Below are 12,449 nucleotides of genomic sequence, written 5' to 3' on the forward strand. Positions count from 1 at the left end.
CTCCACCATCGAGCGCGGCAAACGCCGCGACGACGACCTCGCCCACCGCTACCGCCAATGGCTCCTCGCCGCTTGACAGACCATAGGAGCATCATCGCCCCGGGCGCCGGTGCGCCGGCACTCCCCGCGCCGCTCGGCCACCCACCCCGCACGACGGCACCGTCCGCGAGCGCCCCGCGTGCCGTCATCGACCCCACCTCCAGCGGTGCCCTCCTGCTCCTTCCACCGTAGAACCGACCACTGACGTCGCTCCGCACCACTGTGTTGACAGCCACACCCGTCCGGTGCCAGGATCTCGGCCAATCCCGGAAACGATTCCAGACCTCGCACCGGACTCGCTTGGAAACGTTTCCACCCCACCGCAGGGGCACACCGGCACCACCACTCAACGACGAAGGAGGGCGACAGTGACGTCACCACGCGCGACGCTGGTCCAGGTCGCCCGCCACGCGGGCGTCTCCCTCGCCTCCACCTCCCGCGCCCTGCACGGCACCGGCGCCAGTCCCGCGATGGTCGAGCGGGTGCGCGCCGCCGCGGCGGAGCTCGGCTACCGCCCTCACGAGACGGGCCGGTCCCTGCGGATGAGGCGCACCTTCCAGGTCGCCTTCGCCGTCGCGGACATCGGCAACCCCGTCTACGTCGAGATGCTCACCGCGATCCACGCGGTCCTCTCCCCCCACGGCTACCGCGTCGTCGTCATGTCCACCGGGGACACGGTCGCCTCCACCGTCGACCTCGTCCGCAGCCTCGAGGGCGGCTTCGTGGACGGCATGATCATCAGCCCCCTGCGCGTGGACGACGCCTTCGTCGCCGCCGTCGAGGAGGCCGCGGTACCGGTCGTCGTCATCGGCCGCTCCCTCGCCGCGCACGGCATCGACTCCGTCTCCACCGACTCGGCGGGCGGCATCGCGCAGGCGGTGGACCACCTCCTCGCCGTCGGCCGCCGGCGGATCGGCTTCCTCAACGGCCCTCTCGACACCACCCCCGGTGAGGCCCGCCAGCGCGGCTTCGACGCCGCCACCCGCGCCGCCGCCTTCACCGCCGGCGGCACCGAGGTGGCCGACGACTTCACCGTCACCGCCGGCCTCGCCGCCGCCCACCGCCTCCTCGACCGCGCGCACGACGCCCGCACACCGCTCGACGCCGTCGTCGCCGCCAACGACCTCCTCGCGATCGGCGCCATCCGGGCCGCCGGCGAGCGTGGACTCTCCGTCCCGGGCGACCTCGCCGTCACCGGCATGGACGACACGGACATCGGCCGCGTCTACCAGCCCAGCCTCACGAGCGTCTCGCTCGGCTCGGGACGGCGCGGCCACCTCGCCGCCGAGCTCGTGCTCGGCCTCGTCGACGACGGCGAGGAGCGGGGACGGTACGTCACCGTCGGCCCCGAGCTCATCGTCCGCGAGTCGTCCACCCCCACCCCAGCACCCCGCAAGGAGGACGCATGACGGCACCGACGCTCGCCGCAGGAGCGAGGCCGGACGCACCCGCGCCCCGGCCCGGCCGCGGCTCACCCCGTCGCCGCAGCGGGCTCGAGCGGGCCCGGCGCCGCGAGGCCGCCGCGCTCGTCATCCCCTCGCTCATCCCCATCCTCGTGCTCAGCGTCGCGCCCCTCGTCATCGGGGTCGCGCTCGCCTTCACCGACGCGCGGCTCGTGCGCAACCCGGAGTACACCGTCGTCGGCGCCGACAACTTCGCCCGGCTGCTCGACAACTCCTTCTTCTGGGACTCCTTCCGCATCGGCATGGTGTGGGCCGTCTCCGTCACCCTGCTCCAGCTCCTTGCCGCCCTCGGCCTGGCGCTGCTCCTCAACTCCGGGCTGCGGATGCAGGGGCTGACCCGTGTCCTCGCCCTCATCCCGTGGGCCATGCCGCCCGTCGTCGTGGCGATCATGTGGCAGATGATCTACTCGCCCAACGCCGGGCCGCTCAACGCCGTCCTCGGCGGCGTGGGCCTGCCGGACAACATCAACTGGCTGGCGAACTTCTCCACCGCGCTGCCCGCCGTCATCGTCGTCGGTGTGTGGGTCGGCATGCCGCAGACCACCGTCACCCTGCTCGCCGGTCTCCAGCAGATCCCCGAGGAGCTCCACGAGGCCGCCTCGATGGACGGGGCCTCCGCGTGGCGCCGCTTCACCGCCGTCACCTGGCCGAGCCTGCGCCCCATCGTCACCTCGATCACGTCGCTGAACTTCATCTGGAACTTCAACTCGTTCTCGCTGGTCTACGTCCTCACCGAGGGCGGACCGGGCGGCCGGACGATGCTGCCGATGCTCTTCACCTACCTCGAGGCGTTCAAGAACCGGAACATCGGGTACGCCGCCGCGATGGGCGTCGTCCTCGTCGCCGTCGTCGTCATCCTCCTCGCCGTCTACCTGTGGTCCCAGTTCCGCGAGGACCGCCCCGAGAGGAAGGGCTGAGCCGATGCGCACCCTGATCCGCCCCGCCCAGTACGCGGCGCTCGTCGCCTACATCGTCTTCCTGGGCTTCCCGCTCCTGTGGCTCATCTCGGCTTCGTTCAAGTCCTCGGGCGAGCTGAACTCGCTGTCGATCAGCCTGCTGCCGAACGAGTGGCACTGGGAGAACTACTCCGAGGCCCTCGCCCGGCAGGGTCTGGTGCGGTCCGCCGCCAACAGCGCCGCCGTCGCGCTCGTCTCCACGCTGCTCGTCATCGTCATCGCGATGCCGACGGCGTACGTCCTGGCCCGCCTCAAGGGCAAGGTCCGCATGGCCGGGATCGGCTGGATCCTCGTGAGCCAGGTCTTCCCCGTCATCCTCATCATCCTGCCGCTGTTCCTCATCCTGCGGACGCTCGGCCTGACCGACAGCCTCGTCGGCCTCACCCTCGTCCACACGACCTACACGCTGCCCTTCGCCCTGTGGATGCTCCAGGGCTACGTCACCGGCATCCCCGTGGACCTCGAGGAGGCCGGCTCGATGGACGGCGCCGCCCGCCTGCGGGTGCTCCGCTCGATCGTCTTCCCGCTGCTCGTCCCGGGAGTCGTCGCCACCGCGATGTTCTCCTTCGTCTCCTCGTGGAACGAGTTCTTCTTCGCCCTCGTCCTGCTCCAGTCCCCGGAGAACTACACGCTGCCCATCACGCTGAAGATGTTCATCGGCGGCGAGGGCAAGGTGGCGCTCGGCCCGCTGGCGGCCGGCTCGGTGCTGGCGGCGATCCCCAGCATCGTCTTCTTCTCGATCATGCAGCGCAAGCTCGTCGGCGGCCTCATGTCCGGTGCCGTCAAGGGCTGACCCCTCAACCCCTCAACCCATCCCCCTCGAAAGGTCGACCAATGAAGATCCGTGGAGCCTCCACAGCCGCATGCCTCACGATCGCCGCGCTCACCCTCGCCGCCTGTGGCGGCGGCGGGGACGACGACGGCGCCAGCGCGGACGGGCCCGTGACCCTCACCTTCCAGTCCCTGTCCGACCAGCCCGCCGCGATCGAGGCGACGGAGTCGATCGTCGCGGAGTGGAACGAGGCGAACCCCGACACCCAGGTCGAGATCGTCCCCGCCGGCTGGGACGGCATCTACGACAAGCTCATCACCCAGTTCAACGGCGGTGCCGCCCCCGACGTCATCCACTACGAGGCGGCGAGCATCGTGCCCTTCGCCCGGGACGGCTACCTCGCGGACCTCTCGGAGCACATGTCCGACGAGCGCCGCGCGGACATCCCCGAGGGCATCCTCGACTCGGTGACGGTCGACGACCAGGTCGTCGCCTACCCCACCGAGCTGCAGTCCTACATGGTCTTCGCCAACACCACCCTCCTGGAGGAGGCGGGCGTCGAGGTCCCCACCGGGGAGACGATGACCTGGGAGCAGCTGCGGGAGATCGCCCAGGCGACGACGTCGGGCGACACCTACGGCCTCGGCTGGGGCCTGGCGAGCCCGACGGCGGCGTTCATGTCCTTCGCCCCCGGCTTCGGCGGCACCTTCTTCGAGGGCACCGGCACCGACGCGACCCTCACGGTCGGTGAGGGCGAGCTGGCCGTGCCCGAGCTCGTCCACACCATGGCCTTCGAGGACGAGACGATCCTGCCGGTCACCCTCACCCAGTCCGGCTCGGAGGTCCTCGCCTCCTTCTACGCCGGCCAGATCGCCATGACGGTCCAGGGCTCCTTCCAGGCCGCGAACATCGCCACCGACGCCCCCGAGGGCTTCGAGTGGACCGTGCTGCCCCCGCTCGAGGGCCCGCAGGGCGCCGGCCAGGCCGCCAACCCGCAGACCCTCTCGGTCAACATCGACTCCGAGCACGTCGAGGAGTCGGCCGAGTTCATCGAGTTCTTCACCGAGACGGAGAACCTCGCCGCCCTCAACGAGGCCGACGCCCTCATCCCGGCGACGACCTCCGCCCAGGAGCACATGGCCGAGAACCTCGGCGAGGAGAACGGCTGGGCGACCATCCTGTCCTCCGGCCAGCACCTCGTCTCCGCGCCGTACCTCTTCGTCGACGCGTACGCGCAGTGGAAGGACACCGTGGCCACGCCCGCCTTCCAGCGCTACCTCGCGCAGGAGATCGACACCGCGGGCCTGGGCACCCAGCTCGAGGACGGCTGGACCGAGATCACCGGCTGACCCAGGCGCGGGGCGGCCCGGCCACCGGGCCGCCCCGCGGCACCCGGCCGCCCCGCGGCCACCGCACGTACCGCAACACGAAGGCAGGGAGTAGATCTGTGAGCTGGCTGGACGATCGATGCGTGGCGGTGATCACCGGCGCCGCCGTCGGGGACGCCCTGGGCGGAGCCACCGAGGGATGGACACCGGAGCAGATCGAGGAGCGGCACGGTGGCCGGGTGCGCGGCATCGTCGGCCCCTGGTACGAGAACTGGCGCACCGCGCGCCCCATCGCGCCCTACCACAAGGGCGACGGGCACATCACCGACGACACCCTCATGACGCAGGCGCTCGTGGAGGTCTACGCCAAGCGCCGTGACCACCTCGACGCCTACGCCGTGGCCGAGGACCTCGTCCCGCTGATGATCGGCGAGCCGCGCTGGATCCCCGAGCTGGAGAGCGAGGCGCTCATCCTCCAGCGGGTCTTCCTCGCCGAGAAGTGGATCGTCGCCCGCCTCCACTACGGGCACGTCGACCCGCGCGAGGCCGGCGTCGGCAACGTCGTCAACTGCGGCGCCGCCATGTACATGGCGCCGGTGGGGCTGGCCAACGCCGGTGACCCGCGCGCCGCCTACGCCGAGGCGATCGACGTCGCCGGGGCCCACCAGTCCAGCTACGGGCGCGAGGCCGCCGGCGTCTTCGCCGCCATGGTCGCCGCCGCCGTCACCCCCGGCGCGAGCGTCGACGACGTCACCCGCGCCGCCCTGGACGTGGCCCACGACGGGACCGCCGCCGCCCTGCGGGCCGTCGTCGACGCCGTCGCCGGCCGGGAGGTCCCCACCGACGACGACGGCGAGCGCGAGCTGGCCCGCGTCGTCCGGGAGGCCGTGGCCCCCTTCGACTCCGTCGGCCCGGAGTACCGGCAGATGTCGATGGACGCCCGCCGGCCCTCCCGCACGAAGTCCATCGAGGAGCTGCCCGCGGCGCTCGGCTTCGTCCTCGGCCACCGCGGAGACTTCCGCGGCGCCGTCCTCGGCGCCGTCAACTACGGCCGCGACGCCGACTCGATCGCCGTCATGGCCGGCGCCGTCTGCGCGGGCCTCGGCGGCACCGAGGTGGTCCCCACCGAGTGGCTCGACGAGGTCGAGGAGGCCAGCCGCACCGACGTGCGCGCCACCGGCCGGCTCATGGGCTCCGTGGCCGCCGACATCCTGCGCGCCGACCGGGAGCGGGCCCGCGCCCGCGCCGCGGCGCTCGACCAGCTGGAGGGGGCGCCGGCATGAGGCTCACCTGGGCCCAGCCCGAGGACCTCCTCGCGCACGAGCTCGTCCAGTCCGCCGCCGAGGGCCGGGACGTCACCGCCGTCCGCGAGCGCTGGGTGGCTGCCGGCGGGGACCCCGTCCCGGCCGTGAGCGGCGCCGGCCCGGTGCCCGCTCCCCCGGCGCTGCGCACCCTGGCCCGCGAGCTGCTCGACGAGCTCGCCGCCACCCCCGCCCCGGCGTCGCCGGCCGAGCCGGACGAGTGGGAGGCGATCGCCGCCCTCCTGCCCCCGGCCCCGCAGCTCGCCGGCCGTCCCGACGACGACGCCTGCCGCGAGCGCCTCGTCGGAGCGTGGACCGGCCGCGCCGCCGGCTGCCTTCTCGGCAAGCCGGTGGAGAAGATCCCGCGGCAGGGCATCGAGGAGATCCTCCGGGCCACCGGACGGTGGCCGCTGGATCGCTGGTTCACCGCCGTCGGCCTGCCCGACGACGTCGCGGCCCGCTGGCCCTGGAACCGCCGCTCGGCCCCGACCTCGCTGGAGGAGAACATCTCCGGCATGCCGGAGGACGACGACCTCAACTACCCGATCCTCGCCCTCGCGCTCCTCGAGCGGCACGGCCACGGCTTCACCACCGAGGACGTCGCCCAGCTGTGGCTCGACCACCTCCCCGCCGGGCGGGTCTTCACCGCCGAGCGCGCCGCCTACCGCAACATCCTCGACGCGCGCCCGGTCCCGGGGACGGCCACCCACCACAACCCCTTCCGGGAGTGGATCGGTGCGCTCATCCGCACCGACCTCCTCGGCTGGGTGCTGCCCGGTGACGTCCGCGCGGCGGCCCGTCTCGCGTGGGTCGACGCCCGCCTCAGCCACACCCGCAACGGGGTCTACGGCGCCATGTGGGCCGCGGCCCTGGGCGCGGCGACGATGGTGTGCGACAGCGTCGAGGAGGTCCTCGACGCGGCCGACGCCGCCGTCCCGCCCGCCAGCCGGCTCGCCGCCGCCGTCCGCCGGGGCCGCGAGGCCGGGGCCGCCTGTGACGGCAGCGAGCCCTCGGTCCGGGGGGGGTTGGACCGGCTCCACGCCGCGTACGGGGACCTGCACTGGGTCCACACGCTCAACAACGCCGCGACGATCGCCTTCGCCCTCACCGCGGGGCGCGGCGACTTCGGGGCCAGCGTGTCGATCGCCGTCACGGCCGGCTGGGACACCGACTCCGCGGCCGCCACGGTCGGCGCGGTGGTCGGCGGCCTCCTCGGCGCCGACGGCATCGGCGAGCAGTGGACCGCGCCGCTCGAGGGGCGCATCGCCACCTCGCTGCCCGGCGGTGAGCAGCGCATCACCGACCTCGCCGAACGCACCCTGGCCCTGGCCGTCCCGCTCGCCGCGGCGGTGACCCCGTGAGCGCGGGGCGCGTCGTCGTCGTCGGCTCGGCGAACGTCGACCTCGTCGTCCCGGTGCCGCGCCACCCGACCGGGGGCGAGACCGTGCTCGGCGGCACGCTCGAGCGCCACCCCGGCGGCAAGGGCGCCAACCAGGCCGTCGCGGCCGCCCGCGCGGGCGGCGCGGACACGACCTTCGTCGGCGCCCTGGGCGAGGACGAGTCCGGCGAGCTCCTCCACGCCTCCCTGAGCGGCGCGGGCGTGCGCACCGACCTCGTCGCGCGCGTCGCCGAGCCCACCGGGACCGCGCTCATCTCCGTGGACCCGAACGGTGAGAACACGATCATCGTCGCCCCGGGCGCCAACTCCCTCGTCACGGTGGGGCCCGCGCAGGCGGAGCGTCTCGCCGAGGCGGATGTCGTGCTCGCCCAGCTCGAGATCCCCCTCGAGGCGATCACCGCCGCCGCGGCCGCCCGCCGGGAGGGTGCGCTCCTCGTCCTCAACGCCGCCCCCTCCAGGGAGCTGCCGCCGGAGGTGTGGTCCGCCGTCGACGTCCTCGTCGTCAACGAGCACGAGGCGGCCGACCTCGCCGGCCGCGGTGACGGCACCGAGCCGGCGGACCTGGCGCGCGCGCTGCTCGCCCGGGTGCCCGCCGTCGTCGTCACCCTCGGCGGGGCCGGGAGCCTCGTCGCCGAGCGCGACGGCGAGCCCGTCCACGTCCCCGCGTTCCCCGTCGAGCCCGTCGACACGACGGGGGCCGGGGACACCTTCTGCGGCGTCCTCGCCGCAGCCCTCGCCGGTGGTGCGCCCCTCGCCGACGCGGCCCGCCTCGCGGCCGCGGCCGGCGCGCTGGCCACCACCGCCCCCGGCGCCCAGGAGTCCGTCCCCACCGCGGCCGCCGTCGCGGACCTCGCGCGCCACCGCTGAGCAAGAAAGGCGTCATGTACACGTTCGACCCCCTCGTCCCGCGGCCCATCGACCTGCCCACCGAGGTCCCCCTGGGCGGCCTCACCCCCGAGCAGTCCACGGCGCTGGACGAGGCGAAGATCTTCGTCGGACCGCCCGACCCGGCCGACCGGCCGGCGTGGCGCGAGGCCCTGCACCGCTGGCGCGAGGACGCCCGCGAGCGCCACGGCTACCGCGGCGCCGCCTACGAGCGGCCCGGCGCGCAGTGGGCCGCGCGCTGCCACACGGTCGCGCAGGTCTGGCTGTGGGACGAGCTGCTCTACTCCTTCGAGAAGCACCGCTTCAGACCGGAGCGTCTCCTCGCCGACGCCCGCGAGCGCTTCGGCGGGCTCGACGCCGTCGTCCTGTGGCACGCCTACCCGGTCATCGGGATCGACGACCGCAACCAGTGGGACTACTACCGCGACGTGCCCGGCATCGTCGAGCTCGTCCGCGAGCTGCACGACGCCGGCCTCCACGTCTTCGTCGACTACAACCCGTGGGACACCGGCACCCGCCGCGGCGCCGACGACGTCACCGAGCTCGCCGACGTCGTCTCCTGGCTCGGCGCCGACGGCGTCTTCCTCGACACGCTGAAGAAGGCCGAGCCCGAGCTCGTCGCCCGCCTCGAGGAGGCCCGTCCGGGCATCGTCCTCGAGGGCGAGTCGAAGCTCGCGGTCGAGCGCATCGAGGACCACTCCTCCTCGTGGGCGCAGTTCTTCGCCGACTCCCCCGTGCCGGGCGTGCTGCGCGCGCACTGGTACGAGCGCCGGCACATGCAGCACCACGTGCGCCGCTGGCACCGCGACCACTCCGAGGAGCTGCAGTCCGCGTGGCTCAACGGCGTGGCCGTCATGGTGTGGGAGGTCGTCTTCGGCGTGTGGGTCGGCTGGACGCCGCGCGACGCCGCGACGGTCGCTCGGATGGTCGCCGTCCAGCGCGCCGCCGGGGACCTCCTCCTCGAGGGCGGGTGGACCCCGCTCACCGAGCTCACGCCGGCCGCCGAGGCCGTGGGCGTCCACGCCTCCCGCTGGGAGCACGAGGGCCTCACGCTGTGGACCCTCGTCAACCGCGGTGAGGAGGACTGGACCGGCCCCGTCCTGCCCGACGGCACGGTCACCGGCGGCCGCCTCCTCACCCTCACCGGCGACGACGGCGCGGGCGAGGTCGTCGTGCCGGGCCGCGGGATCGCCGCGCTCCTCCACGTCGCCGACGGCGTCGCCGAACCCGCGTGGCTCGCGCCGCTCCAGGAGGAGCTCGCCCGCCGCCCCCACGTGCGCGACGCCCGCTTCCAGCACCGCAAGGCCCACCGCCTCAGTGCTGCCACCCCCGCCCCGAACGGCGCCCCCTCCCTCCCCGCCGACAGCCGGATCTCGCCCGCCGACAGCGCACTTGTTACCGACAGCGCACTTACCGCCGAGAGCGCACCTACCGGCGCTGTCCAGCCCCCCGCCGCCACCCCTTCCCCCGCCGACAGCGGAGTTGTTACCGACGGCGCACCGGCCCCCGCCGTCGTCGTCCCCGCGGGTGAGCACGTCCTCACCGTCCGCCACCGCGCCCGCGAGACGGGCATGTACCAGGGCGCGCCCTACGTCGACGAGTGGAAGCCGCTGCCCCCACGGCTGCACGACGCTCGCACCCTCCAGCGGGAGGTCGTGCTCGAGGCGCCGGTCGCCGTCGCCGTCCACGAGGTGACCAACGAGGAGTTCGCCGCCTTCCTCGACGCGACCGGCTACGCGCCCGCCGTCGGCCACCGCTTCCTCGCCCACTGGCTCGAGGGCCGTCCGGCACCGGGCACCGAGGAGGAGCCGGTGACCTTCGTCGACCTCGCCGACGCCCGCGCCTACTGCGCGTGGCGCGGCGGCCGGCTGCCCACCGAGGACGAGTGGCAGCTGGCCGGGCAGACCGGCGAGCTGCACCGCGGCACGCCGGCCGTGTGGAGCTGGACCGAGAGCGAGCACAGCGACGGGCGCACCCGCTTCGTCATGCTCAAGGGCGGCAGCGACTACCGGGCCGACGGCTCGGACTGGTACGTCGAGGGCGGCGTCCACGCCCCCGACCACTCCCTCAAGTACCTCCTGCCCGGCCTCGGCCTGGCCCGCTCGGCGACGATCGGCTTCCGCTGCGCCTGGGACGGGGTGGCCCGGTGACCGTCTCCCGCGACCCGGCCGCCGGTGCGCTGAGCGGCCTGCGTGTCGTCGACGCCTCCACCCTCTTCGCCGGCCCGATGGCGGCGATGCACCTGGGGGACATGGGCGCCGACGTCGTCAAGGTCGAGCACCCCGACAGGCCCGACCCCTCCCGCAACCACGGCGCCGCCAAGGACGGGGTCAACCTGTGGTGGAAGACGCTGGGGCGCAACAAGCGCACCGTGACCGCGAACCTCGGCAGCCCGGGTGGACGCGAGGTCTTCCTCGCGCTCGCCGAGCAGGCCGACGTCGTCATCGAGAACTTCCGCCCCGGCACCCTGGAGCGGTGGGGCCTGGGCTACGAGGAGCTGTCCGCGCGCAACCCACGGCTCGTCCTCGCCCGGGTGAGCGGCTTCGGGCAGGTCGGTCCCTACCGGACCCGGCCAGGTTTCGGGACGCTCGCCGAGGCGATGAGCGGCTTCGCGGCGATGACCGGGGAGCCGGACGGCCCGCCCACCCTGCCGCCGTTCGGCCTCGCCGACGGCGTCGCCTCGCTCGCCACGGCCTTCGCCGTCATGGTCGCGCTGCAGTCGCGCGAGCGGACGGGGCACGGGCAGGTGGTCGACATGGCGATCATCGAGCCGATCCTCGCGATGCTCGGCCCGCAGATCACCCGCTGGGACCAGCTGCGCACCGTGCAGCCGCGCACCGGCAACCGCTCGGCCAACAACGCGCCGCGCAACACCTACCGCACCCGTGACGGGCAGTGGGTGGCGGTGTCGACCTCGGCGCAGTCGATCGCCGAGCGGGTCATGCGGCTCGTCGGGCGCCCCGAGCTCATCGACGAGCCGTGGTTCGCGCGCGGCGCGGACCGGGCGGCGCACGCCGACGTCCTGGACGACGCCGTGGGCAGCTGGATCGCCCAGCGCACCCGGGAGGAGGTGGTGACCGCCTTCGAGAAGGCGCAGGCCGCCGTCGCCCCGATCTACGACGCGCAGGACATCGTCGCCGACCCGCAGTTCCAGGCGCTCGGCACCCTGCACGAGATCGAGGACCCCGAGCTGGGGCCGATGCTCATGCAGGGCCCGCTGTTCCGGCTCTCCGGCGCCGACGGCGTCATCCGCTTCACCGGGCGGCCGCACGGCGCGGACACCGAGGCCGTGCTCGAGGAGCTCGGCTTCTCCGCCGAGCGGGTGGCCGCGCTGCGCGAGGAGGGGTCGGTATGAGCCTCCCCCCGCCGCTCACGCTGCTCTACGTGCCGGGCGACCGGCCCGACCGGGTGGCCAAGGCGCTGGCCTCCGCGGCCGACGCCGTCATCGTCGACCTCGAGGACGCCGTCGCGCCGGGCGTGAAGGACGCGGCCAGGGGGCACGTGGCCGAGCTCCTCGCCGACGTGCCGCCGGAGCGGGCCGTGCAGGTGCGGGTCAACGCCGCGGGGACCCCTTGGCACGACGACGACGTCGCCACCGTGGCCGCGCTGCCGGCCCACGTGGGTCTGCGGCTGCCCAAGGCGGAGGACCCCGCCGCGGTGGCCGCACTCGCCGGCCGGGTGGGCGGCCGGGAGCTGCACCTGCTCGTCGAGTCGGCGCTCGGGGTGGAGCGCGCCTTCGACCTCGCCTCCGTGGCCGGGGTGGCCTCGCTCGGGCTCGGGGAGGCGGACCTGCGCTCGGAGCTGCGTGTGGACGACGACGCCGGGCTCACCTGGGTCCGCAGCCGCGTCGTCGTCGCCGCCCGGGCGGCCGGGCTGCCCTCCCCGGTCATGTCGGCCTACCCGCACGTCACGGACCTGGCCGGGCTGGCCGAGTCCTGCCGCGCCGGGCGGCGGCTCGGCTTCAGCGGCCGCACCGCCGTCCACCCCGCCCAGCTCGACACGATCCGCGCGGCCTTCCTGCCGAGCACGCAGGAGGTGGGCCGGGCGCGGGAGGTCGTCGAGCGGGTGGAGGGCGCCGTCGCCGCCGGTACCGGTGCCCTCGTCCTCGCGGACGGGACCTTCCTCGACGTCGCCATGGTCGAGCGCGCCCGCGCCACCCTGGCCCTCGCCACCCACCACGGCCAGACCTGACCCACCCCAGCCTCGTCCACCCCGCCCGCCGACCACCGACCTACCGCCGACCTACCGCGCACAGCCGACTCGCCACCGCAGTCCCGCTCCTCCCCCGCCGCAGCACCGTCGCCCG

At 74.3% G+C, this 12,449-nt stretch carries 10 protein-coding genes; all 10 read left to right on the forward strand.

Features of this window, described 5'->3' with window-relative positions; genetic code table 11:
- Positions 1-407: 407 nt before the first annotated feature.
- The 10 genes from DSZ44_RS13760 to DSZ44_RS13805 all read left to right on the forward strand — a co-directional run bounded on the left by DSZ44_RS13760 (position 408) and on the right by DSZ44_RS13805 (position 12,334).
- On the forward strand, positions 408-1,448 hold the full coding sequence (locus DSZ44_RS13760) for a LacI family DNA-binding transcriptional regulator (RefSeq protein ID WP_110853211.1): 1,041 nt from the start codon (positions 408-410) through the stop codon (positions 1,446-1,448).
- Positions 1,445-2,419 (forward strand): carbohydrate ABC transporter permease, encoded by a 975-nt coding sequence (locus DSZ44_RS13765; RefSeq protein ID WP_110853212.1) that lies wholly within the window; start codon positions 1,445-1,447, stop codon positions 2,417-2,419. Before DSZ44_RS13760 ends, DSZ44_RS13765 begins: the two co-directional genes overlap by 4 nt.
- Before the next feature lie 4 nt (positions 2,420-2,423).
- Positions 2,424-3,251: a carbohydrate ABC transporter permease gene (locus DSZ44_RS13770; RefSeq protein WP_110853213.1), complete on the forward strand. Its 828-nt coding sequence runs from the start codon at positions 2,424-2,426 to the stop codon at positions 3,249-3,251.
- A 41-nt stretch (positions 3,252-3,292) separates the two neighbouring features.
- Entirely contained in the window at positions 3,293-4,579 is a 1,287-nt protein-coding gene (locus DSZ44_RS13775; RefSeq protein WP_110853214.1) for an ABC transporter substrate-binding protein, read from the forward strand.
- Positions 4,580-4,677: 98 nt separating this feature from the next.
- Entirely contained in the window at positions 4,678-5,841 is a 1,164-nt protein-coding gene (locus DSZ44_RS13780) for an ADP-ribosylglycohydrolase family protein (RefSeq protein ID WP_110853215.1), read from the forward strand.
- The gene (locus tag DSZ44_RS13785; protein WP_110853216.1) at positions 5,838-7,220 is read left to right on the forward strand and encodes an ADP-ribosylglycohydrolase family protein; all 1,383 of its coding nucleotides are present in this window, start codon (positions 5,838-5,840) and stop codon (positions 7,218-7,220) included. Before DSZ44_RS13780 ends, DSZ44_RS13785 begins: the two co-directional genes overlap by 4 nt.
- Positions 7,217-8,125 (forward strand): ribokinase, encoded by a 909-nt coding sequence (locus tag DSZ44_RS13790; protein WP_110853217.1) that lies wholly within the window; start codon positions 7,217-7,219, stop codon positions 8,123-8,125. The genes DSZ44_RS13785 and DSZ44_RS13790 overlap by 4 nt, the downstream gene beginning before the upstream one ends.
- A 14-nt stretch (positions 8,126-8,139) precedes the next feature.
- Positions 8,140-10,293, forward strand: coding sequence for an SUMF1/EgtB/PvdO family nonheme iron enzyme (locus DSZ44_RS18840; RefSeq protein WP_110853218.1), 2,154 nt, complete (start codon positions 8,140-8,142; stop codon positions 10,291-10,293).
- Positions 10,290-11,498, forward strand: a complete 1,209-nt coding sequence (locus DSZ44_RS13800) for a CaiB/BaiF CoA transferase family protein (RefSeq protein ID WP_110853219.1) — start codon at positions 10,290-10,292, stop codon at positions 11,496-11,498. Before DSZ44_RS18840 ends, DSZ44_RS13800 begins: the two co-directional genes overlap by 4 nt.
- On the forward strand, positions 11,495-12,334 hold the full coding sequence (locus DSZ44_RS13805) for an HpcH/HpaI aldolase/citrate lyase family protein (RefSeq protein ID WP_110853220.1): 840 nt from the start codon (positions 11,495-11,497) through the stop codon (positions 12,332-12,334). Before DSZ44_RS13800 ends, DSZ44_RS13805 begins: the two co-directional genes overlap by 4 nt.
- The last annotated feature ends 115 nt before the right edge of the window (positions 12,335-12,449 follow it).

The organism is Georgenia satyanarayanai, assembly GCF_900116375.1.
GTDB classification, from domain to species: domain Bacteria; phylum Actinomycetota; class Actinomycetes; order Actinomycetales; family Actinomycetaceae; genus Oceanitalea; species Oceanitalea nanhaiensis.